We start from the raw sequence: 23,431 nt of genomic DNA on the forward strand, positions 1-23,431 counted from the left end.
TCCCTGGAGGCTCTGCCGCTGCATCCATGCAGCGGAAGCTTTACTCTACTCCCCGCCATCCCCGCCTTCATGTTAGTGAGGTGCGTGCCATTGTCCGTGCCTGAATGTGAGTGAGGTGCGTGACATAGTCCGTGCGATTTGTGGCTGCACAGCTCACAGACTTACCCACATAAAAAATGAGGAAAAGTCCGACATCGCGATGTGAAATTATCCCTGAAGGAAATAGCATTATATTCAGCAGGGATTTTTACGATTTATTCAACCTGAATGGAATATTAACGACACCTCATCAAGTGTCGGTGGTATCATGCACTTCAGGTATATTTTTCAGCAGATATTATCTGTGGCTGATATTCACCTGAGATGATAATCAACGTGTAAGCTGTGATGGCAAGGATACAAGACATGTACGATACCATTTTGTTTGATTTTGACGGCACGCTAGCCGATTCCTCTTCATGTTCGGTCATTGCGACGCAGCAAGCGTTCGTGGCTCATGGCCTTGCAGCTCCTGAGGCCGCAGCTATCACTGACTGTATGGGCATTCCCATTGAGGTTTCATTCCGCCAGATGGGGGCGGAAGCCTTTTCGGAAGCGCAGTTTACCCAGCTATTAACCACTTTTCGTGAATTGTATCGTGACCATGCGGCAACCCATATCACGGCATTTAACGGCGTTGCTGAGATGCTGGGAAATTTGAAAGCCGCCCAGAAAAAAGTGGCTGTAATTACCAGTAAGAAAACGGCCGTGGCTGAAAGTAATATCGAAAAGCTGGGTTTGAAAAGCATGATTGATATTATTATTGGCTCTGACCTGGTGAAGCAATATAAACCTCATCCTGAGGGGATCTATATTGCATTACAACAGTTGTTTACTGATGGTCCCTATTCACGCCATGCGATTATGGTCGGGGATGCCGTAACCGATATCGAGATGGGAAAAAATGCCGGTGTACACACCTGTGCCGTCACCTGGGGAGCACACAGCGAAGCGCGTTTACGCGCCAGTGAACCTGATGCTATCGCCCATGATGTGGCAGCGCTGAGTCAGCTGTTGCTGGCCTGAGGCAAAAAAAACCGCGCGATAAGTCGCGCGGTTTAATCGATTAGGCGTGAGTCATTACCAGCCTTTAATGATATCGCCTTTGTAGATCTGGTTCGCTTTTTCCAGCACTTCAGGTGACTGGAACGCTTCCTTCAGCTTCAGCACATTCGAGCTGTCTTTATTGTCTTCACGCGCCACAATTGCATTCACGTAAGGCGAGGCTTTGCCTTCCATAAACATGCCATCACGGGAAGCAGACAGGTTAGCCAGCGCGGCAAAGTTATTGTTGATCACGGAAACGTAGACCTGTGGGTCGTCTAGTGTGCGCGCTAACTGTGGGGTATCCACTTCAACAATCTTCAGGTTTTTCGGGTTTGACGTAATATCCAGCGTAGTTGGCAGCAGGCCAGCCTCTGGCTTCACAGTAATTAATCCCTGAGCCTGTAACAGCAGCAGGCTGCGGCCCAGCGTTGTGGCTTCGTTAGAGATCGTTACCGTTGCGCCATCTGGCAGATCTTTCAATGATTTGATCTTGCGAGAGTAGCCTGCGATCGGGAAGACAAACGTATTGGTCACCACGGCGAAGTGATAGCCACGCTCTTTCATCTGCATGTTCAGATAAGGCAGGCTCTGGAAAGCATTGGCATCCACATCTTTGTTGTACAGCGCTTCATTTGGCTGCACGTAATCGTTGAACGCAATCACGTCTACATCAAGATGATACTTATCATGGGCAACTTGTTTAACGGTATCCCACAACGCCTGATCCGGGCCGGTGTTAATCGCCACCTTAATGGTGTTGTCATCTTCTTTTTTACAGGCGCTCAGCAGCGTCACAGAGGCTGCTAACAGGATGGATAATACTTTTTTGTTCATGACACAGGTCCCTTCTTAACGTAGGGAACGGACTATAATACACATCTAGACGTCTGTACATCCATTCTGGTGCGACTGCCGAAAATTGCAGCGCCGGACGCGCTGCGACAAAAATCATGCTTCCAGCGTCTCCTGCACATGTCGCCAACGGACTTTTTCATTCTCAAGACTGAACAGTGCGGTAGCCCAGCGTACATTGCCGCTGTTGCCATCCCAATGCTGTAATTCGCGATAATGCACCACCGCGCCCTGATCCCATTGGTGAAGAACCGATACCCGATCAACGCTAATGTTTAGACCCGGACGGCTGGCCTGCTGCGCCTGTAAAAATGCCGCCAACCCGTTGCGGTCGAGCTGTGCACCACTGGGCACCGTCATCGAAAAATCCGCTGTAAACCGGTCAATCAGTTGCGCAAACTCCCCTTCGGCAGATCCTAACCAGTGAGCGAGTGCGTCCAGGCCTTGATGCAGTTCGGTAAGATAAGGGTTCATTTTTGTCTCTCCTCAGTAAGTAAATGCAGTTTGATCGCCTGACTGTTCAATCGCAGGCTGACGAGGGCGGGCAGCAGGGTGACACCGGCCGCGACGATAAAGCACAAGGTATAAGCCTGTGTCTGCGGGAGGTGTTGTTCCAGCACATTCAGCAACAGGCTTAACAAGGCAACCCCCAGGCAAAAACTAAGCTGGCGATTAATATTCCACAGCGCACTGGCATCTGCCATTTCTGCCGCATCAATCTCCAGCATGGCGCTGTTTTGCGCACTCGAACTGCACAATGAACCGCCAAATCCCATCAAGGCGTACGCGCAGTAAAGCACCAGATGAGGAGTTGAGAGGTTCACATCGATTAGCCAGAGAATGCCAGCGGCCTGACACAAACAACCGCATATGATCATCGGCTTAGGGCCGACGCGATTAAACCCTCTGCCGCTGGTGTGAATGGCGATAAACGCGGCGACAGACCATGCCAACATCAATGCGCCATTTGCCGCTGCACTGAGGCCAGCCATCTGCTGCAACCAGAACACCGCAATCATATTGACACCAATAAAAAAGCCTGGTGTGCAGAGATAAACCAGCATTGAGAAGCGCAGCAGTGGCATTTGCACCAGATGTAAAGCCAGCAGTGGAGCAGGGTGGCGACGGCTGCGGGAAATAAATGCAGCCAGTAGTAACAGCGCGGGAAGCAGCCATAACAGGCCTGCGAGCATCTTGTCGGGTTCGCTCAGCGCGGTGAGGCTCAGCAACAGAAACAGCAATCCTCCTGCGCTGGTCAGAACGCTGAGAACATCTAAAGTGCTGCTGGGGGAAGACGTCGGCGCATCACGCAGCCAGATAAAAGCGCAAACCAGCGCAATAATTGCCATCGGTAGGCTGACCAGGAAGACCGCATGCCAGCCAGAATGCTCGACTAGCACTCCGCCCAATGCCGGTGAGGTTGCGGGGGCTAACAGTGCCACCATCATCACCAGCGTGGAGATCCGGGTTCTCTCGGCAGGGGCGTAAAGCTGCCAGGTCAGCGCCTGACCGACCGGAATCAACAGACCACCTCCTGCGCCCTGAATCACCCGCCAGCTCACTAGGCTGGTCAGACTTTGCGCATGACCCACCGCCAGTGTCGCGAGCGCAAACAAGCTCAAAGAGAGTAAAAACAGACGTCGTGCGCCAAAGCGATGCGTCAGCCAGCGACTGAGCGGCACGACCAGCGTTAAGCCAATAATATAACCGTTACTGACCCAGGCTAACTGTGCCACTGAAGCGTGTAAATCGGCGGACATCGCGGGAAGGGCGACGCCTGAAATAAACATATTGATCAGGTCCAGAAACAGGCTCAGTAAATAGACGGTAGCCACTTTGCTGCGATAGGTCATGATTGTCTCTCCGTGAAGTGGCGACAATCTAGCGTGAACACCTGGCGGGATAAACGGGGACGGCGGTGATAGACTGTCAAAATTATTTTGACAATCATGGGCCATTTTAATGCTTAGCCTACAGCGGGTGGCGATGTTTATCGCCGTGGTGAGTCAGGCAGTTTTACCGCTGCGGCAGCGTCATTACGCCAAACCAAAGCAGCGATCAGCGTTAACATCCGTCAGTTAGAGGCCGAGCTGGGCGTCTCGCTGCTGGTGCGTTCAACCCGGCGTTTAGCGCTGACCCAGGCCGGAGAGGTCTTTTATCAGCGCAGTAAACAGCTGCTACAGCAGGCAGAGAGTCTGGTGGGGGATATCCAGCTGACTCACAGTGGATTCAGCGGGGAGCTACGTATCACCAGCACCCCGGAATATGGCCAGGCGCGGGTGATCCCTGCACTGGCGGCTTTTACGCGTCTTCACCCGCACTTGCAGGTGCGGTTTGTCTCTTCCTCTCACCATGCGGATTTAATTTCTGAGCGTTTCGACGTCGCGATTCGTCTCGGCACCCTGGCGGACTCCAGCTATCGCGCGGCGCTGATTGATCGCTTTTCGGTCTTCGCAGTAGCGGCACCGCAGTGGCTGGCCGAACATCCAATCGATTCACTCCAGGCATTAGCCACAACCCGCTGGATTATCCACAATCGCCTCGCTGATCCCCTTAACTGGACGTTGCACGGACCCGAAGGTCAGCCCGAGCCGTTGGCCATTCGCAGCCCTATCCACTATTCCGCTGATAGCTCATCTGCACTGCTCGGGTTTGCCCTGACCGGGTGTGGCGTCACACTGCTACCTGAATGGCTAGCCGGGCCACATATTGCGGCGGGGACATTGCAGCGGGTGTTACCGGAGTGGCAATTTCCGCCTCAGGGGATTTATGCGGTCTATCCGGATACCCGACATGTCCCCGCACGCGTACGCGCCTTTATCGATTTTTTACGCCATTTCCATCTGTCGCATCCGGCGATTACGCAGGGTGTTGAAAGGTAAAGAGGGCGCGCAATCTCCGCGTCATCTCACGATGCTATATTTTTCGCGGCGCATCGCATGGTCAATATTTAACCTCTTCGCTGTGTTGTGCATTCGGCGGCGTCCCAACAGATTTATCCACAGGCTTATTCGGCAGATATCCCGGTAGTTTGTGGATAACTGCGTTGATTAGCAAACGGTTGCGCGCCTGAGTAATGCACCACAGCCCTCAGCAGATGTGGTACAAAACAGTATCCAAACCAGAAGGGAGTCGTTGATGCGTACGCAAAAAAGAGCCATGGGATACATCGCAGTGGTAGTTGATGATTATGATCGTGCGATTGAGTATTACACCGACAAGCTGGGGTTTACGCTGGTAGAAGATACACCTCAACCGGGTAAACGTTGGGTTGTGGTGACGCCTAATCCTGAGAGTGATTGCAATCTTCTGCTCGCGCGCGCTTCCAATGAGAGGCAAGAGCGTTTCATCGGCGATCAATGCGGGGGCAGAGTGTTTTTATTCTTACAGACGGATGATTTCTGGCGTGACTACCAGGCGATGAAGGCGAAAGGGGTTAACTTTGTTCAGGAACCCCGTGAAGAAGAGTATGGCACGGTAGTGGTGTTTGAAGATCTGTATGGTAACCGCTGGGACCTGTACCAGAATAAGCAGCTGTAGCCTGTGGACAGGTGAAAAAGTGAGAGAACGTTATGTTCTCTCACGGTTATAGCAAAACTCAGGATTCAGTGTTTTTTTGCTGCTCGCGCATCACCTGGTGGCGATAGAGGAATTTACCAATGTCTTCACTAAACTCCGTAAATTTTTTGCGGATACCCGGTAAAAACACCATCTGCACTTTTTTACCGTTGTCCTGTTTTTCGTGGAAGTAGAAAATGACATAGGTAATGCCCAGGTTACTGTTAAAGCTTGCTGTTCTAATCGCATCCCAGCTCCATACCTTGCCATGCTTCGGCTCGGTGACGCCCTGCCAGCCAACGCTGATCGCTCTGCCTTTGCGCAGTTTGTAGGTCACAGGCGGGAAGTATTTTTCGACTAATGCAATTTGCTCTTCACCTACCGGCTCATAGCGCCAGGAGAGGCTCTCTTCGTGCGCGGAAGAGAAGTCACTTTCATAGCGTTGCCACAAGGTTTGCTCAATCTCATCGGCATGCGGGACTAAATCCACCCAGCTATGTTGCGGCATCAGAGTGGCTACGGCGGCAAAATCACGTTCATCGATCACGTGGCCAACGTTCTGCATCCTTTCACTGAGCGGTGGGTGGGAGTCAAACGGGTGTGGCACGTTTTGCTCGCGCATCATGCTGGTGAAACCGTCGGAATGGGCGTAGTCAGTTAACCCCTTTGCAATCGCGTCACGCATGTTCAGGGTTTCGTCATGGCGTTCGTTGTGCGCAAACATCTCATGTTCTACTTGCCCCCAGTAGGCGGAGTAGGCCGAGATTTTAACCAGCGATTCTACAATGGTGGCCGGCCCGGCAACTTCTGCCGCTTTACGGTCGGCAATAAACTCTCGATCGCGGCTGTAGCGTTGCCATGCCAGTTCAAACAGCATGCGATACACGGCCAGTGGATAGTAGACCGCCAGCGTGAAAGGGTTCTCGCCCATTAGTTCGATATACAGATCCAGATGGTGCAGCTTTGGTCCCAGCGCCGCGCTGGATGTGGTATCGCCTTTTTGCAGGTGAGTCAGTTCATGCACCATGACACCATCGGCCTGTTCCGGCGTAAGGTGGCGCAGTAGAGGAAGGCTGACGTAGAGTTTACGGCCACGCAGTTTCTGCTTTTTAATACTCAGCGGCGCTTCGGTAACGTAAAAGCTGGCATCAATACCGGCGATAACGTGGTCAGGTGCCGTGGTACCCAGGCGCGCGGCCAACTGATCCAACCGCGCCCACAAGGCGGGAGCATGGGTGCGAGTGACCTCAATCCCTTCGGTATCGTCCGGCGGGGGCAGACGACGGAAAATCCCTTTGAGAATGCAGAAGACGCCCACCACCACAGCAAGACCAATCAGCAGGATGAGTTTCGGGTAATAGCTGTTGGTGAAGAAGGCCGTGATCCAGAATGAGAGCCACACCAGCAGCAGCCCCTGAACCAGGACTTCAATCAGCGTTACTACAATCAGGATCGGGCGGGCCAGACGCAGGCTAATGCCCTGAATAGCGGGCCCCGCGAACGCTAAGCCACTTAACGCGGCGATCAGCAGCAGGACAAACACGCCAAAGACAATAAGCGCGACCGAGAGTTTGGTAAAGGCATGGAACTGCCACAGCTCAGAGCCCTGGGGACAGACGGAATTTTGGTAATCTTGCAGGTCAGAATCGACAGGGACACAAACACTCTGTGGCGGATGCTCATTGAGGAACGCTTGTACCTCCGTCACATCCTGATTCTGCTTACGGGCATTATCAATAATGATGCTGGCAACCTCGTTGCCAAATCTATTACTGCCGTATTCGGTGAAAATCAGGGTGATAGCAGGGATTAAAAACAGCGACAGCAGCAGGTAGATCAGGATTCGAGTAAATCCCTTTTTCATGGTGAGGTTTCCTTGTCTCATAAAAATACAAAGGCCAGAGTGGCAATGCAGGCAAGGAAAGTTCAGGTGGGCAGAAATCCTTTTCCGCATCGCCGGGGCACCGGCGTCAGGTTTTGTTATTCAGGTCCATTTCTTTCCGGGACCGCTGGTGCGCTACTTTACGGAAACCACTCCCCAGATCAACCCATACATCAGCCAAAGTGATGCATTTTTGGATTATTCCGAAAGTGGTGCGCACATTTGTGCTGGAGGTGCAGCAACGAAGAGGGGGGGGTGTGAGCCTGCTCGAGGGAAAACCTCATATTTTGCAATACGGACATAAAAAGAAAAGCATGAGTGTTACTGATGTCAGGATGGCTGCTTTTGCTGATCGGGCTCGTAGCGCTGGACCTCAATTTCCGGTAACGGTCGGGTTGAGGTGCGGCCACAGAACTCACTTTGTCCGCTGTCGGCAAAACGAAAGAAGGTGGCATCATCTTCACTGTCTTCCAGCAGTTGATCTCCGTTGACGAACGCGGTTATCGTCACGGGATCGCCATTTGCCAGGTGAGAGAATTTGGTGCCAGCCGCCATGATCATCTGCTGTTCAGGCGGCCACAGCAGGAAATTAACACCATACTGTGCCATCACCATCTCCATGGGGGGATGTCCGGCACACTGGATTTGATACTCGCCTTCGCTCCAGGCGGGGGCTAGCCAGCCACAGCTAAGCAGGCCGATGAGGATTTGCGTTTTAATTGCCATTTTATTCCCGATACCGGTGAAATATCACGCGCAGTGCGACGGTATGGCAATAAAATAGTCTGAAATATCAGCAAAACCCACGAGTAAAATGTAACGTCCACCGGAATTAAATGAAGAAAAATGAAATTTCACATATTTCATTCACACCCTGTTTGTGACGCGTTATTCAGGACAGGTGCGTAAAAAATAACAAAGATGCCTGGTGTATTTTCCACCTCTAGCGAGGTGTAGGTATAATGTTTCATCTCGCTGTTGATATCCAAAATGGCTTTATTTCCAGCCCCCATACGACTCACTTCATGCCGTTGCCACAGCGCGACAAAATCAGCACTGCGGGCACTCAAATCACTCACTATGGAGTCGAAATCGGCGGAGTTGCGTCCCGCTGCCTGATAATTGCGAAATGCCGCGATGGTATGCAGTGCCGCGCTTTCCCAGTTGCCAATACGCTGCTTGTAAGCGGGATCAATAAACATAAGTTTCAGAGAGTTACGGTCAGAGAGGGGGACCTGCGTCCAGTCAAAGATATTCTCCTGTGCGGCACGGTTCCAGTACAAAATGTCCATGTTTTCCCGCCGGACAAAAGCAGGATAGGGGTGCAGGGCATCCACCATCACCTTAACCTCTTTGGGAATGTCGGGACTCTGTTCTGAGGGCAAAGTATGACCAAAGACAATCGCGGAAAAATAGTTCTGCTCTACTGGGGTGAGTTGTAATACTTTGCCAATGCGCTGAATTGCCGCCGGGGAGATGCGAATATCCCGCCCTTGTTCCAGCCAGGTGTACCAACTGACGCTAACGGCGGCCAGTTGAGCCACTTCTTCACGGCGTAAGCCCGGCACGCGCCGCTGTTGACTGTCAATGCCATACGCTTCAGGTTTAACCTGCGCGCGATGTTTATGCAGAAAGTTTTTAACATCTTCGTTTCTGGCCATTATTTCTCCTGGGTATGAGTTTTAATCATAGGATAACCCGCCCCATTTTTACTTTTTTTCAGCCTGGTATTATTGCCGCCAAGAATACGTTAATCCAGACGAGGATAAAAAGTACAAATGTCTTCACAGCAGTTATTCACACAAACAACACAGCGGCAGTCAGCCAGCGCGTTGACAATTATGTTTACCGGCATCCTGACGTTAGTTGCGGTAATGGGTATTGGGCGTTTCGCACTGACGCCACAAATTCCTTTAATGATCCGTGACGGGCAACTGTCTCTTTCTAGCGCCGGGGTGTTAGCCGCTATGAACTATGTCGGCTACTTGCTGGGGGCAATCTATGTCAGCCGTTTACGGCAACATCATGCGCTCTATCTGAAAAGCGGGCTGGCAATCACGGTGGCCGTTACCCTCGCATCAGGGGCCACCACCTCCTTTATATTGCAATGCCTGTTTCGTTTTCTGGCGGGGGTAGGCGGCGCCTGGGCGCTGATTATCGTGACCTCCTGGACACAGCTGATGCTGGCCGAACGTCAGGCTCCGCGCCTGTCTGCTCTGGTGTTCGCCGGACCCGGAATAGGGATTACCCTGAGTGGCTTGCTGGCATGGTCAATGGCAGGATTTTCGGCCTCATCAGCATGGTACATCTATGGTGCGGTTGCATTGGTCGCGGCGATGGGGATCTGGCGGACGTTACCCGCTGCGGTTGCAACGCCTGCCGCGTCAGCGCCTAAAGCTAAGATCAGTAATAATTTAAAAGTCTTGCTGGCGGTGTACTCATTAGCGGGATTTGGCTACATCCTACCGGCGACATTTCTGGCCCAGATGGCGCATAGCCAGTTTCCTGCTGGTAGTCCGATGGTCTCTCTTTTCTGGCCGCTGTTTGGTCTTTCTGCGGTGGCGGGGGTGCTGTTGGCGGTCTTTGTTGCCGGTAAGTACCGTCCACGTTACTGCCTGGCGATAGCGCTGATTTTGCAGGGCATTGGCGTGGCAGCATCGGTGGTTTTGTCAAATACAGCAGGGCTGGTGATCTCTACGCTGCTGACGGGGTTAGGTTTTCTCGCCATCATGCAGTTCAGTATGCGCCTGGCACGTCTGTTCTCAACCGGATCGTTGGCGCGCACTGTGGGTATGCTGACCTCGGGCTACGCCAGCGGTCAGCTAATTGGACCGCTGATCTCTGCGGCCAGTGTTGCACTGCTGGGTTCGCTAGCCCCGGCGATTCTGTTGGCGGCGGCTATGTTGGTTCTGGCGGGGCTGGCCGTGCTCGGTCTGATGCGTGAACAGGCCTGACTGGGCGATATCGCTAAGCGGCGGGATTGTGATCCCGCTGTTGTATTTTGGTTATTAAATTTCAAATCGGACATTATTTGGAATAAAAACTTCAAAATTTACCCTTCAGCGATTGCTACCGGTAGCAATTGACGTTATGCTGCACGGCAGAAACACATTTTAATAATAATATAAGTAGTACCTGTAGGTAGCCGTCTTGAATGACGGCATTTTTTTGCCCGCGATTCTGCATCATCCCCGCTGTTATCCACTGGCTAAACCGGTTAATCTTTACACGGTTAACAACTGTAATTAGACTAGGTTTTGGGCGTTAACCTGAGGCAGGTATGTCTCACCTTTTGAGCGAAGTACTCCAGTGCACATGGAGGACATCATGCAACCCTATTTAAAACAACAGAAAATGCCACTACTTATCCCATCAGCTGGATTTGATGCCAAACTGAGCATTACCGACAAGAATGTTGATCACACTCAGGCCTTTATTTCATCAGGCGTAAAAGACTTTTCTCTACCGGGCTTTGTGACACCCCATGGCTATCGTTTACTGGTCTCGGTGAAAGGTGGGCAGTACCGGCTGGTGACAGCAAGTGCTACTCCTGAAACCGTGTATGCAGTCAAGCTGGAACTGCTTGACCACATTGTTCCAACCCGTAAAACCTGTACGCAAATTTTGGTATGGCGCACTGTCCAACCACAGCATGATAGGGCTGTCAGCGGCTTACCACAGGAGTTTTTCCGTTATTTCTTAACGCAATATTCCATTGTTGTTTCTGACAGTGAGCAGACAGGAGATGGGAGACGTTTTTGGGAAAGAATGATCGCCTGGGCTATTCAGTCTGAGGGGTATCATGTCTATGTCTCAGACGGGACACAGGAAGATCGGCCTCTGACATTTATGCAAAACTGGGATGAGTTCTACGGCACATGGGCTGATTTCTGTTGGGGTTATGACAAAGAGAGCCATGTCCATAGACTGTTTGTGATAAGTACAGAACGCTTACATTAACCTGGCGACTTGAATGCAAAAAATACTCAGCTTATCGGCAACGCAAATTGAAGCACGTCAGGATGAACTGGCCGAGGTGCTGCATAACTGTGTCAATCACGGGGCTTCTGTGAGTTTTATGTTGCCGTTTGAACATCAGCGCGCGGTGGCTTTTTGGCAGAAGACCCGCCAGAGTGTCGCCCGGGGTGAAAGGGTGGTACTGGCGTGTGAAGATGTTGATGGTCAGATTGTGGGCACGGTGCAACTGATTACCGATCAGCCGGAAAACCAGCCGCACCGTGCGGATGTGGCGAAACTGTTGGTGCATCAACGCGCACGACGCTCAGGCGTTGCCAGTGCCTTGATGCAGGCACTGGAGCAGGAAGCAAAACAGCACGGCATTCGCTTACTGGTGCTGGATACCGCAACGGGCAGCGGAGCCGAAACCTTTTATCAACATGCAGGCTGGCAGAAGGCCGGTGAGATCCCGGATTATGCGCTGATGCCCGACGGTGCGTTAACCCCAACTTCCCTGTTCTACAAACACCTTTCAGCCTAATCAGACTGCGTATTTGCGCGCGCCGAACACACAACCTACGGCGGCGCAGGTCACTAACAACATCGGCCAGGTGACGGCCTCGTGTAACAGCAGAGCGGCCAGTGCCATGCCAATAAACGGTTGCAGGAGCTGAAGCTGGCCAACGGCCGCAATGCCTTGCTGTGCCAGACCGTGATACCAGAAAATGAATCCCACCAGCATACTGAACACGGAAACATAGATAAATCCACCCCAGGCAGTAGCGCTCACCTGAGTGATGTCATCAGGCAGGGTGAACAGCGTCAACGGCAGCATTACCGGCAGGGAGAGAATCAACGCCCAGCAGATCACCTGCCAACCACCCAGACGGCGTGACAGGGTGGCACCTTCCGCATACCCCATGCCACACAAGATCACCGCAGCAACCATCAAACTGTCTCCGGTTAACGAGCCTTCACTGCTGTTAAACAGCGCAAATCCGCCTACAAACAGCGCGCCACTGAGGGAGAACAGCCAAAAAACCGGACGGGGTCGTTCCCCTCCACGCAACACCGCGAACAGCGCGGTGCAGAGCGGCAACAGCCCGACGAAGACAATGGAGTGGGCGGAAGTCACGTGCTGTAGCGCCAGTGCAGTCAGTAGCGGGAAGCCTACCACTACGCCTGCGGCGGTGATGATGAGTTTGCCGATATCGTGTTTTTTCGGGCGGGACTGCCTGAGTAACCTCAGTAATAATAACCCCAACACCGCCGCGACCGTTGCGCGCCCGCCGGTCAGAAAAAGCGGGTTGAGATCCGCCACCGCCACGCGGGTAGCCGGTAACGAACCGGCAAATATCACCACGCCTGCAAAACCACTCAGCCAACCATTCACTCTCATCGATACGTCCATCTGTCAGAATTGAAGCCATAAGTTAACCATTGGCGCAGGGCTCAGAGACAGATACACTTCAGTACAGTTTTATAAAACTGTATTGGTACTGTGACCAGTACAGTTAGGGGGAAACAGATGAGTGAGCACAATAAAACCGGGCAGGTCATGGCCGTTATTCGCCGCCAAATTGCGGCACGCGCCCTGACGCCGGGGATGAAATTACCCTCGGTCCGGTTACAGGCGCGACTCTCAGGCGTTTCGACTTCAACCATCGTGGAGGCCTATGCCCGGCTGGCGGCAGAAAACGTCATCAATTCACGACCGGGAGCCGGATTTTTTGTTGCCGGGCCCATCGCTCCCCTTGACCTGACGCACATGACAGCCGTGAAAGAGCGCGATATTGACCCGTTATGGATCTCGCGCCAGGCGTTAGATGCGGAAGATGGCAAACTCAAACCCGGTTGCGGCTGGCTGCCCTCTGACTGGATGTATGAAGAGGGGATGCGGCGCGCACTGCGCAAAATGGCACGCGCGCCTGCAGCTACGCTAGCAGATTACGCTACGTCGGCGAATAGCCTGCCACTGCGGCAGCTTTTAGTTCGGCGCATGGCAAATCAGGACATTAAAACCCAGGCCGACCAGGTGATGTTAACCGAATCGGGCACACAGGCGATTGACCTGATCTGTCGCTTTCTGCTGCAGCCGGGCGATACAGTATTGGTGGATGATCCCTGTTATTTTAACTTCCACGCTTTGCTGCGGGCGCATCGCGTGAATATCGTTAGCGTGCCTTACACGGCCAATGGCCCGGATGTCGTTGCATTCGCTGCGGTATTACAGGCTCATTCACCGCGCCTGTATATTACCAATTCAGCGATCCATAACCCAACCGGCGCGGTGCTGTCGCCACTGGTGGCGCACCAGGTGCTGAAAATGGCGGAAGAACACGATGTGATCATCGTTGAAGATGATATTTTTGCTGATTTTGAACATCGTCCGGCTCCGCGGCTGGCGGCGTTTGATGGCTTATCCCGCGTGATTGCGATAGGCAGTTTTTCCAAAACCGTATCAGCAGCGTTGCGTTGCGGCTATATTGCGGCCAGGGCAGAGTGGGTTGAGGCATTAATCGATTTGAAAATTGCCACCAGCTTCGGTGGCGGCAGATTAGCCGCCGAAATGATGCTGCAGGTGTTAACGGACAGTGGCTATCGTCGCCATCTGGAAGGGTTAAAACTGCGGCTGGCGCAGGCGATGAAAAACACCCACGGCCGGTTGCAACAACTGGGCATTCGTCCCTGGCTAATGCCTCCGGCCGGACTGTTTCTTTGGTGTCAGCTGCCGGATAACATCGATGCGGTTGAACTGGCGCGCCGTTGCCTGCGTGACGATGTGGTGCTGGCTCCCGGCAATATTTTCAGCCAGTCCGGCAGCGCCAGCACGTTGATGCGGTTTAATGTGTCACAGTGCAGCGACGAACGAATCTATCGCTCGCTGCAACAGGCTTTAAGCGACCAACTGCGCTAACAGCGCGGGCAGGGCAGCGGTAGTGGAGTAATGTGTCGCTTCAGCAAAATAGTCACGCTCGCCAATAAACACGGAACGGCTGGCGTTACGCAGCATCTCAAAGTCGTTGCTGTCATTGCCGAATGCCACGGTGCGGGACATATCCACCTCCAGACGCTGTAACGCCAGGTATTTGCTCTCTATCCGTGGGCTGATATCAAACACGTTGTCGTGACGGTGGTGATAAAGCGTAAATGTGAGCTGCTGTGCGGCGAGGAACGCATCAAACTCACTGCGGAAAGCGCCATCGAGGATCAGGATTTTCACCACGCCCTGGCCGATTAACCGTGACTCTTCAATTTCATGCTGTGACAAACTGCGCATGTAGTCGTGGAACGGGTGCGCCAGGCGAGAAGTCGAAAAGCTCCATGGCCCATCCAGCACATAAGGCACCTGGCTTTGTTGCAGGAAGGTGATGATCAGATCGGCGTATTGGGCATCAAACTGGCTGCTAAACAAGCATTCCCCAGCCTGCCACGCCATGCCGCCGTTACAACCAATCATCAGACATGACTTCAGTTCTGCGGGTAACAGTGGCAGCATGTCGCGCACCGGGCGGGCCGAAGCAAAAATTACGCGATGACTTTGCATCAACTGCACAATGCTCTGCGCCAGTTGCGGTTCCAGCGGCGCGCCATTGGTGATAATGGTTCCGTCGAGGTCAAACACACAGTTGGGTAATGTGTTCACGTTGCATCCTTTCTTTTCACTCTGGTTTGAAGCGCGAAACGTTAACACAACCCTCCCCCTGACGCGACTGCACAAAGCGAAGCATTTCAGATTGTTCTGAATCACGATCCATAAACATCGTTTGATATTGGGACGCTTCTTGCACAGAATGAGCCGTGATTTTTTTCAACATAAAAAGGATCTTTTATGTGGAGCACCCCTCGAGCGATAGCTTATGCTCGCCAGCACGCGTTAAGCCGTAGCCACGGTAAATGCGCCCACTTCGTGACTGATGCCTTAAAGCACGGTGGCGCGCAATTGCAACTCACCCCGTTTGCCAAAGACATGGGCCGCAATTTAATCGCGGCAGGATTCACAGCGGTTTCTGGCAATCCACAGCCCGGGGATGTTGCGGTGATTCAACCGATTCCCGGTCATCCTTATGGTCATGCCTGTATTTATGATGGGCGTGAGTGGATCAGTGATTTTGTCCAGCGCACCATGTATCCCGGTCCGGGTTATCGTGCAGTCCATCCCGGCTATGTTATCTACAGGCACAACTAATCTATGAAAAAGCTTTTGATTGCAGCGTTGCTACTTGCGCCGCTGGCTGCGTCTGCCCAGGCATCTTCACCCGCAGAACTGGCCGCACTTCATTTCAACCAGTGGTATGTGGGGCAGTTAATTGCTAAGAAAGAACCCCTGGAGGATTACGTAAACCTGGGCCGTTACGTCACGGCAGATACCGTGCAGGCCTTGAAGAAAATCTACCAGGCCGACAGCAATGACGTGGACGTGCCGGATGCGGACATGTTTATTAAAGCCCAGGACTATGCCGCAGACTGGAACAAAATCAATGTGATCTCGTCCGATTACGATGCCGCTTGCACCAACGTGTATGTTGCCTTTGGCAAGAAACAGGAGCACGTAGTCGCTGACTGCATGGTTCAGGAAGCGGGCAGCTGGAAAGTTCGCTCAGTGACGTTGATTAAGTAATGCTTTTGGCCCTCTGCACCCAGGGGGCTTCTACTTTTCCCACCTGAAAAAATCCATTCCTACCCATGCTGGACACCGCTAATTGAATGGCGGTAGCATCATGCCACTTTTGTCTTTCAGGGATTTACAATGACAACGCAGAAAATCATTCTCGATGGCGGTATGGGCCGTGAACTGGCGCGTACAGGTGCACCTTTTCGTCAGCCGGAGTGGTCAGCGCTGGCGTTATATGAAGCGCCAGAACAGGTGCGAGCCGTGCACAGCAGCTTTATTACCGCCGGGGCGGAAGTGATTACCACCAACAGCTACGCCGTGGTGCCGTTCCACATTGGGGAAACACGCTTTCAGCAGGATGGTGCCCGTCTGGCGACATTAGCCGGTACATTAGCGCGTGAAGCCGCCGATCAGGCCTCGCAACCGGTGCGTGTCGCGGGTTCGATTCCGCCAGCACTGGGCTCATATCGTCCCGATCTGTTTGAAAAGCAGGCCGCACAGAAAATCCACCAGGTGTTAATTAACGCGCAGTCACCGGCCGTTGACCTGTGGCTAGGCGAAACCATCAGTTCTGTTGCCGAAGCGGAAGCGATTGCCGAACTGCTGACCTCACACCCTCAGCCATTATGGCTCTCTTTCACCCTGCAAGATGAAGATGACGCCGCTGAGCGCGACAGCGTATTACGCTCCGGTGAACCTGTCTCTGCCGCCGTCGAAGCGGCAATTAAGCTGGGCGCAGAGGCGATTTTGTTCAACTGCAGCCATCCAGAAGTGATGCGCTCTGCGGTGCGCACAGCGAAAGCCGTGCTGCTGGCGCATAACAGCGCAATCGCGATTGGTGTTTACGCGAATGCGTTTGAACACAACAGCAACAGCGGCGAAGCGAACGATGGTCTGAGCACGTTGCGTAAAGACACCGACCCGGCAGGTTATCTGCTGTGGGCGCAAGAGTGGATCGCCGAAGGGGCTTCCATGGTGGGCGGCTGCTGTGGCATTGGGCCGGAAAATATTGCGGCTCTGGCTCAGGCGCTGAAGTAAGCTGCAAGCCCTGCCACCCGCTGCTCACGGGTGGCAAAAGTTACCCTCCCCAACGGTTGATTAACGCCTGAAGTGCCTCTAGCGTCTTTTCCGCATCGCTCATATGCTGCTGTTGGCTAGCCTGCGCTTTCTCACCCTGCTGTAACAGGGATGCATCGCCCGATGTATCCGTGTAGGAAGCGCTGGAGAACGAAGAGTCACTGCTTGCCAGACTCAAGGTTGATGTGCTGGATGACAGAGTCTCTGTTACAGGCTGTTCGATGCGATTGCCCGAGGGGTTCTCAGGTGAAACTGCAGGAAGCGATGCCTGAGCGTGCAGGCGCTGTCCCACCTGTTTTTGTTGCTGTGTTAATGCCATGCGTTCCGCCTGATAGTCCGATTGGCGCTGCGCCCGGCTGGCAGCCATGCTCTCTGCCAACTGTTGGCGGTTCTGCTCGCGTTTATGTATCGAGGCCGCATAAGCCTGATTGGCGGCGATAAGGCCACGAGCGAGGTGTTGCGCCGCTTCAATTTTAATACGTTGCTTGCTGGCACTCTGGCTGGCTTGCCATTTGGCGATCCGCTGTTCTTCCTGCTGCCACGCGATTTTTTTCTGTTGTGACGCTACAGCATCGCTGAGCTGATGCTGCATCTGACGCCACTGACGTTCATCCTGTGCGCCCAGCTTACCGGGCAATGCCATTAAGGGTTCAGACCCGGCTTGGGTAAGCTCAGGGGATGGCCATTTTCTCCGGGCAATCCGTTTTGCATAATGTGCCCGCTGCACTTTTCCCTGAAGGTTATCTAACAGCGTATCACTCAGCAGCGAAATCGCCTGTTGCCAGGGCACGATAGTGTCGCTGGAAGGCAACGCAGTAATGAAGGTCGTGAGGCGCGCATCCAGCAGTGCTTTCAGCGCATAGCCATATTGAGGCTGAGCTTGCTGCGCCTGTTGCAGAAAATGAGCGCGAAAACGCTCCGCCAAAATGAGATTTAGCTCAACGGGTGTGTTTGCACCGGTGATTGTCGCTAGCATTTTTCCACCGTGGGGCGTTTGTAGTAAAGCCACCAGCGGCAGCAGGCTATCCAGCTGTTGGATCAGATGTGGCGTCAATGCGGTGGCACTCAGGGAGAGTTCCTTGCTGGCAGGTAACATCATCAGTTTTTTTAGAGCCTCAAATGCCTGCATTTCGGCGAGTGGGGCGGGCATATCGGCAGTAATTTTCTGGTGTATTTTGTCCGAGGTGGCAGTGAGTGAAGAGCGGTACCAGAAACGAGAGAGCAGAGAAGGCTTGCTGCCGCTGCAATAGCTATCGCCACCTGACCGTTGAGGATCTTCTGGTGTGGAAACCTTATAACCCAGCGCCTGCATCGCGGCCTGTGCCTGGGCTAAATAGGGCGGATGCCAGTTGTAAAAGTGAATCTGCCCGGATGATTTCAACAGCGCATCCGCGTTTTTAATCCAGCTTTCGATATGTTGTGGAGTAAAAGGGTGTTTAGGCCCCCGACTAAGGTATTCAAATTCTATGCTATCAAAGCGGGATTTACCGTGCAGATAGATATCGCTGCCGCGCACCATCACGAAATCCATCACGCAGTCCGCCCCGGCATCTGGGCTGATATCGAGGGTGAAATCCTGAGCGTGATTGCGTTGTCGGGAGCACGGGGTGCCACCTAAACTGCCCATCGTGACGTTTTGCGGCGATTGTCCACATCCCACCACCAGCCGTTTAACGGGAATGTTGGGGTCATTCAGGTAACTCTGGATGTTTGGCCAGCGTGCTGTAGGTGTCGCGGAGCATGGCGCGTGGGCCATAGGCACGGGTAAGGCATGAGTAGAGAGACTTTTCGGCATAGGAGGCGCTTTACAGGGCAAACGCTTTGAGTCGCCCCAGCAGCGTGGAGGTTCAGTCTATTGCACGAGAAGTGTTCCCTGGCCTGAAGGCTCAGACCAGGGAGCGGAGATTAGAACAGAGCGAATGGATACTCAACGTAAACGCGGACTTCTTCACCGCCGACGTTGTAGTCAGACGCATCTGAGGAAACGCGCAGGGTAGAGAAGCGCAGTTTCACTTTCAGATCTTTCGCCGGGCCTTGTGGCACTTTATAGGTCAGCTGGTTGAAGAACTCGTGCTCGTGACCGTTATCGGTAGCGGCGGTTTTAATGTTATCACCACGCACGTAAGCCACATCGTAGCTCAGGCCGTTAACCCCGATGCCGCTCAGGTCAACAGAGTAAGCCAACTGCCATGAACGCTCATCTTCGCCGTTAAAGTCTGACCAGTAGGAGTTAGACAGCCAGATGGTATTGCCGCCGTCGCCAACGCCACCTTGATTACGGTAACCGCCGTAGTGATAGCCGGTGCTGCCACTGCTCTGCTGATAGGCAATCTTGAAGGTGTGGATACCGAAGTTATAGCTGGTCGCCAGGCTCCAGATGGTGTTGCTGCGACCGGTATCCTGTGCTTTCGCATAGTTAGGGTCGAGGCGCGAATTATAGCCGTTGAAATCGAAGTCCAGTGACTGATCGCCCGCCAGCGGCTGCTTGTAGTTCAGGCCAAGATACTGCTTGTTAAGCACGTCCTGGACGTTTGAAGCGTAGAATGCACCGCGCAGCTGGTCATTGAACTGATAGCTGGCACCGCCAAACATCAGGTTTTTCAGGCCAGAGTTATGGCTGTCATCGCTTTTACGCTGTTCATCAGTGAAGTAACCTGCGCTGACGTCCAGGCCGTCTACTTCCTGCGAATCAAGCATAAAGCCCGTATAAGTTTCAGACAGCAAGCGCGAATCATCACTGGTGATGATTGGCAGAACCGGACGCTGGGTACCATAGCTCAATACGGTATGAGAGAAGCGCATTTTGGCGGTTGCGCCAAATTTCGCGAGATCGTGCTTAGCTGTGCCGTCATTGTCCTGAGAGAAGAAGTCGATACCGCCAGCACCACTGCGCCCACGACCACCGTCCAGACGTACCGCATACTGCGCCAGACCATCAATACCAAAGCCCACTGGACCCTGGGTAAAGCCAGAGGTGAAGTTGGCAATAACGCCCTGGCCCCACTCACGGCGATCGCGGGAATCACCTTTATAGTCACGGTTAATGAAGGCGTTGCGCAGCAACACGTTCAGGTGGCTGTCATTAATAAAACCGCCATCGGTCTGATCGGCAGCAAAGGCTGCGCCAGAGGAGAGGGTCAGTGTTGTCAAAAGCGCAAATGGGAAACTCTTTTTCACGTTGTGTATGCCTGTGTTCTGTGACTTATTTTGTTTAATTATCAACCTGTATGCAGGTTACCCTTTTTGAGGGGGCATCACCTTAACATTGAAAACCTGCCATTTCGTGCGTTTCTTTAACCATTCGTGCTAAATGGCACTCTTTTGCCTGGTTTTTGACCAGGGTGTGGATTTCTTGTTGTCGCCTGTATAAGGCACCAGTTATATCGCATTATTTGTCCATAATAACAGGGATAATAACCTGCTGTTTCTGGCGAAAATTACGGGGTGAGCTATGCTGGATTTATTATCGATTTTTTGTCTGATATTGACTAAATATCCTGGCTTTTCGGGAGATGTTATTTGGATATAGGGTTGCATCATGCCGTTCTATTGGTTAAGGTGGCCCGCATCTGGCGGTCTTGCACTGTCGGAAATTAAAACAATGTAATGGCGACTTATAGCTTTCCAGCCCAGCTGTGGTGATGACGGAATTGAAAGCTATGAGCACGCTCTTCACGCAATATTGGGGAGTCTATGAGCACCAGAATAACACCTGCGCAACATCCAGATAAAAGCAATCTCACGGTGGATGATATTACCGTCGTCGACAATAAATTACTGAAGCGAGCGGTAGGAGCCGCGGCGCTGGGCAACACCATGGAGTGGTTCGACTTCGGAGTATATAGCTACCTTGCTGTGATCATCGGTAAAGTGTTTTTCCCTGATGCCAGCAATACCGCCCAGTTAATTGCTTCCTTCGGAACCTTCGCCGCAGCCTTTTTAGTTCGACCGATCGGTGGGATGGTATTTGGCCCATTGGGCGATCGCTATGGTCGGCAGAAAGTGCTGGCCTTCACCATGATAATGATGTCAATCGGGACGTTCTGTATTGGTCTGATCCCTGATTACAGCAAGATCGGTATTATGGCACCGATCCTGCTGTTATTAGCACGGCTGGTGCAGGGCTTCTCCACCGGCGGAGAATATGGCGGAGCAGCAACGTTTATCGCTGAATATTCAACGGATAAACGCCGCGGTTTCACCGGGAGTTTCCTGGAATTTGGTACGATTCTTGGTTATATCCTCGGTGCGGCGCTGGTAACGGGCATGACATCACTGCTGTCCAGTGAAGATATGCTGAGCTGGGGCTGGCGTATTCCGTTCTTCCTTGCGGCGCCGCTGGGCTTGTTTGGCCTGTTTGTGCGCCTGAAGCTGGAAGAGACCCCGGCGTTCCAGAAACATATGGAGCAGCAGGAAGCGCGTGAACACGCGAAGCCCAGCCTGACCCTGTGGCAGATGCTGCATAAATATCGCCATCAGATGCTGAAATGTATTGGCCTGGTGCTGGTGTTCAATGTGTCGAACTACATGTTGACCTCCTACATGCCAAGTTACCTCACTGGCGTGTTGCACATGTCTGAACTGACCGGCCTGTTGTTGGTGATGGTGGTGATGATCCTGATGATGCCGCTGACGCTGCTGTGGGGCCATCTGACGGACCGGATTGGTCGTCGCCCGGTGATCGGTTTTGGTGCGGCAGGTCTGGTGGTGCTGGCGATACCAAGCTTCATGCTGATTGGCAGTGGTAATATCGCCCTGGTGCTGGCGGGCCTGGTGGTATTGGGCATTCTGCACACCACTTTCAGTGGCGGTACGCCATCGACGCTTCCTGCTCTGTTCGTCACGGATATCCGCTACAGTGCGCTGGCGATCGGTTTTAACGTTTCGGTTTCCCTGTTCGGTGGGACAACCCCGCTGGTGACGGCATGGTTGGTGGATACCACCCAAAACGTCATGATGCCGGCATACTACATGATGGGGGCGGGTGCGATTGGCCTGATCACGGTGTACACGCTGCGCGAAACCGCACGCAAACCGCTGAGTGGTTCGATGCCTGCGGTGGCAACCCGCGCTGAAGCCCATAGCCTGATCAAAAAGCTGCGTGGTCAGCACGAGCGTAAGAAAGCGGTAGCCCGCGAACTGGCGCGCACCGCCGCAGACTAAGCCCCTTTTCGACGAAATACGCCGCGTTACCATTGGTAGCGCGGCTTTTTTATGCGTGTTATTTCACGGTAAACATATATTTACCCTGCGTTTTATGGCCATCTACCGACAGGGCATGCCACTCGATCTGATAATCACCCGCTTTGAGAGGGGTAGTGATTGGGATAATCAGGTTCTTCTTGTCCGCAGGTGCCAGCTCGGCTTTGCCTTCTTTCACGGTAGCACCGCTGGCGTCAGTGATTTTTACCCCACTGAAACCCACTTCCAGATCTTCAGTAAAAGTGAGCGACAGCTTGTCCGGTGACTGGGCCACGCTGCTCATATCCGCGGGTACGGCAGAAGCCAGGTGCGCATGCGCCATTGCCTGCTGGCTGCAAAGCAGACCCGCGACGACGGTTGCTGCAGTGAATGCCATCTTCATTTTGTAAAACATATCGAACTCCATTGATTAACGTGGTCCCGCACCGGGACAGGAAAAGTGTGCGTTGTGCGCAGCAGTAAGACTTCCCTCTGCATAACAGAGGTCATGCAGACGTAAAGCGGATAGCGCGCAAATAAATAACCCCGATAAGGCTGCTGAAAAATAAAAGACTCAGGGTGGACACATCCACATCGAAATAGTGGCGTGCCTGCGATGATATTTAAAAGGCGTCAGCAACCCTACACAAAGTGCAAAATGCAAATAACCATTTTCAACATCAGCATTAAAACGAAACTGATGAGCCGAAATCAGGCGGAATAGGGTGGCGCACGGGGCTGAACCAGACCCGGGAAATATAAGGGGAAAAAGGAGAGGATTTGTCGAGGCGGTGGGGAAATAGAGGCCCGGAGAGTCAGCCAGACAATGGCCGTGAAAATCCACAGCATCAGCGGCAGATGCGTCAGGACCAGGCAGTAGCCGCAGGCAATGTCATCGAGCATATTGCTTCCCGACATCATCCCTGGCATGCCAGCCATGCTTGTTGGGTGCCCGACGTTGTGCTCCGCAGAGGATGAGGCCATGGCCTGATGCGCTTCGCCGGACATATCCATACCCGGCATGTCATCGCTGTGCATCGACTCTGACGATAATGCCGCATGGTGAGCCGCGATAACGTGTGGCTGAGCCAGCCGCCAGTGCTCAAGCGTTCTCGACACTTCCGGTGCAATAAACAGCATCAGGATCGCAAGAATCGCGATCGCGGCGGGCTGTTTTTTGCGGGAGAGTCTTATCAGAAAACGCACAACGAGTGTCCGGCAAG

At 53.0% G+C, this 23,431-nt stretch carries 22 protein-coding genes and 1 pseudogene; 11 read left to right on the top strand and 12 right to left on the bottom strand.

Annotated elements, in window-relative coordinates; all coding sequences use genetic code 11:
- The first annotated feature begins 405 nt into the window (after positions 1-405).
- Complete coding sequence (locus tag B880_RS0119500) at positions 406-1,065, top strand: HAD family hydrolase (RefSeq protein WP_017349141.1); 660 nt, start codon at positions 406-408, stop codon at positions 1,063-1,065.
- Between the two features lie 54 nt (positions 1,066-1,119).
- On the opposite strand, the gene B880_RS0119505 is transcribed toward B880_RS0119500, so the two are convergent.
- The 3 genes from B880_RS0119505 to B880_RS0119515 form a co-directional block, all read right to left on the bottom strand.
- The gene (locus tag B880_RS0119505; protein WP_017349142.1) at positions 1,120-1,920 is read right to left on the bottom strand and encodes a MetQ/NlpA family ABC transporter substrate-binding protein; all 801 of its coding nucleotides are present in this window, start codon (positions 1,918-1,920) and stop codon (positions 1,120-1,122) included.
- 114 nt (positions 1,921-2,034) lie between these two features.
- Positions 2,035-2,412, bottom strand: a complete 378-nt coding sequence (locus tag B880_RS0119510; RefSeq protein WP_017349143.1) for a DUF4440 domain-containing protein — start codon at positions 2,410-2,412, stop codon at positions 2,035-2,037.
- A complete protein-coding gene (locus B880_RS0119515; protein ID WP_017349144.1) occupies positions 2,409-3,791 on the bottom strand; it encodes an MFS transporter in 1,383 nt (460 codons plus the stop codon). Before B880_RS0119515 ends, B880_RS0119510 begins: the two co-directional genes overlap by 4 nt.
- Before the next feature lie 109 nt (positions 3,792-3,900).
- Between B880_RS0119515 and B880_RS25280 the strand changes: the two are divergent.
- Both B880_RS25280 and B880_RS0119525 read left to right on the top strand, forming a co-directional pair.
- A pseudogene (locus tag B880_RS25280) lies at positions 3,901-4,820 on the top strand (LysR substrate-binding domain-containing protein).
- Positions 4,821-5,076: 256 nt separating this feature from the next.
- On the top strand, positions 5,077-5,478 hold the full coding sequence (locus tag B880_RS0119525; RefSeq protein WP_017349146.1) for a VOC family protein: 402 nt from the start codon (positions 5,077-5,079) through the stop codon (positions 5,476-5,478).
- Between the two features lie 58 nt (positions 5,479-5,536).
- On the opposite strand, the gene B880_RS0119530 is transcribed toward B880_RS0119525, so the two are convergent.
- The 3 genes from B880_RS0119530 to B880_RS0119545 form a co-directional block, all read right to left on the bottom strand.
- Positions 5,537-7,360, bottom strand: coding sequence for a M48 family metallopeptidase (locus B880_RS0119530; RefSeq protein WP_017349147.1), 1,824 nt, complete (start codon positions 7,358-7,360; stop codon positions 5,537-5,539).
- Positions 7,361-7,708: 348 nt separating this feature from the next.
- Positions 7,709-8,104: a hypothetical protein gene (locus B880_RS0119535; RefSeq protein WP_017349149.1), complete on the bottom strand. Its 396-nt coding sequence runs from the start codon at positions 8,102-8,104 to the stop codon at positions 7,709-7,711.
- Positions 8,105-8,241: 137 nt separating this feature from the next.
- A complete protein-coding gene (locus B880_RS0119545) occupies positions 8,242-9,039 on the bottom strand; it encodes a helix-turn-helix transcriptional regulator (protein ID WP_017349151.1) in 798 nt (265 codons plus the stop codon).
- 117 nt (positions 9,040-9,156) lie between these two features.
- Between B880_RS0119545 and B880_RS0119550 the strand changes: the two genes are divergently transcribed.
- The 3 genes from B880_RS0119550 (at position 9,157) to B880_RS0119560 (ending at position 11,876) form a co-directional block, all read left to right on the top strand.
- Positions 9,157-10,332, top strand: a complete 1,176-nt coding sequence (locus B880_RS0119550) for a YbfB/YjiJ family MFS transporter (RefSeq protein WP_017349152.1) — start codon at positions 9,157-9,159, stop codon at positions 10,330-10,332.
- Positions 10,333-10,705: 373 nt separating this feature from the next.
- Positions 10,706-11,338: a hypothetical protein gene (locus tag B880_RS0119555; protein ID WP_026042789.1), complete on the top strand. Its 633-nt coding sequence runs from the start codon at positions 10,706-10,708 to the stop codon at positions 11,336-11,338.
- Positions 11,339-11,351: 13 nt separating this feature from the next.
- The gene (locus B880_RS0119560; protein WP_017349154.1) at positions 11,352-11,876 is read left to right on the top strand and encodes a GNAT family N-acetyltransferase; all 525 of its coding nucleotides are present in this window, start codon (positions 11,352-11,354) and stop codon (positions 11,874-11,876) included.
- Here B880_RS0119560 and B880_RS0119565 read toward each other — a convergent pair whose 3' ends face one another.
- Positions 11,877-12,734, bottom strand: coding sequence for a DMT family transporter (locus B880_RS0119565; RefSeq protein ID WP_017349155.1), 858 nt, complete (start codon positions 12,732-12,734; stop codon positions 11,877-11,879).
- Between the two features lie 129 nt (positions 12,735-12,863).
- Between B880_RS0119565 and B880_RS0119570 the strand changes: the two genes are divergently transcribed.
- Positions 12,864-14,252, top strand: coding sequence for an aminotransferase-like domain-containing protein (locus tag B880_RS0119570; RefSeq protein ID WP_017349156.1), 1,389 nt, complete (start codon positions 12,864-12,866; stop codon positions 14,250-14,252).
- Here the strand turns inward: B880_RS0119570 and B880_RS0119575 are convergent.
- The gene (locus B880_RS0119575) at positions 14,232-14,981 is read right to left on the bottom strand and encodes an HAD hydrolase family protein (protein ID WP_071524424.1); all 750 of its coding nucleotides are present in this window, start codon (positions 14,979-14,981) and stop codon (positions 14,232-14,234) included. The two genes, B880_RS0119570 and B880_RS0119575, sit on opposite strands and share 21 nt — an antisense overlap.
- Positions 14,982-15,167: 186 nt before the next feature.
- On the opposite strand from B880_RS0119575, the gene B880_RS0119580 reads away from it, so the two are divergent.
- The 3 genes from B880_RS0119580 (at position 15,168) to B880_RS0119590 (ending at position 16,988) form a co-directional block, all read left to right on the top strand.
- The gene (locus tag B880_RS0119580; protein WP_017349158.1) at positions 15,168-15,524 is read left to right on the top strand and encodes a CHAP domain-containing protein; all 357 of its coding nucleotides are present in this window, start codon (positions 15,168-15,170) and stop codon (positions 15,522-15,524) included.
- A gap of 3 nt (positions 15,525-15,527) precedes the next feature.
- Entirely contained in the window at positions 15,528-15,956 is a 429-nt protein-coding gene (locus B880_RS0119585) for a DUF3828 domain-containing protein (protein WP_017349159.1), read from the top strand.
- Positions 15,957-16,085: 129 nt separating this feature from the next.
- The gene (locus B880_RS0119590; RefSeq protein WP_017349160.1) at positions 16,086-16,988 is read left to right on the top strand and encodes a homocysteine S-methyltransferase family protein; all 903 of its coding nucleotides are present in this window, start codon (positions 16,086-16,088) and stop codon (positions 16,986-16,988) included.
- Positions 16,989-17,028: 40 nt separating this feature from the next.
- On the opposite strand, the gene B880_RS25685 is transcribed toward B880_RS0119590, so the two are convergent.
- Positions 17,029-18,822, bottom strand: a complete 1,794-nt coding sequence (locus B880_RS25685; protein WP_157060593.1) for a hypothetical protein — start codon at positions 18,820-18,822, stop codon at positions 17,029-17,031.
- Between the two features lie 110 nt (positions 18,823-18,932).
- The gene (locus B880_RS0119600) at positions 18,933-20,177 is read right to left on the bottom strand and encodes an OprD family outer membrane porin (protein ID WP_157060594.1); all 1,245 of its coding nucleotides are present in this window, start codon (positions 20,175-20,177) and stop codon (positions 18,933-18,935) included.
- Between the two features lie 543 nt (positions 20,178-20,720).
- Here B880_RS0119600 and proP point away from each other — a divergent pair.
- A complete protein-coding gene (gene proP / locus B880_RS0119605) occupies positions 20,721-22,190 on the top strand; it encodes a glycine betaine/L-proline transporter ProP (RefSeq protein ID WP_026042790.1) in 1,470 nt (489 codons plus the stop codon).
- A gap of 58 nt (positions 22,191-22,248) precedes the next feature.
- Here the strand turns inward: proP and copC are convergent, their stop codons facing one another.
- Positions 22,249-22,623 carry a copper homeostasis periplasmic binding protein CopC gene (gene copC / locus B880_RS0119610; RefSeq protein WP_017349164.1) on the bottom strand — a complete coding sequence of 125 codons (375 nt, stop codon included), beginning with the start codon at positions 22,621-22,623 and terminating at the stop codon, positions 22,249-22,251.
- A gap of 296 nt (positions 22,624-22,919) precedes the next feature.
- Complete coding sequence (locus B880_RS0119615) at positions 22,920-23,414, bottom strand: DUF2946 domain-containing protein (RefSeq protein WP_017349165.1); 495 nt, start codon at positions 23,412-23,414, stop codon at positions 22,920-22,922.
- Positions 23,415-23,431: the final 17 nt, after the last annotated feature.

Origin of the sequence: Pantoea sp. A4, assembly GCF_000295955.2 — a bacterium.
GTDB lineage: Bacteria > Pseudomonadota > Gammaproteobacteria > Enterobacterales > Enterobacteriaceae > Pantoea > Pantoea multigeneris.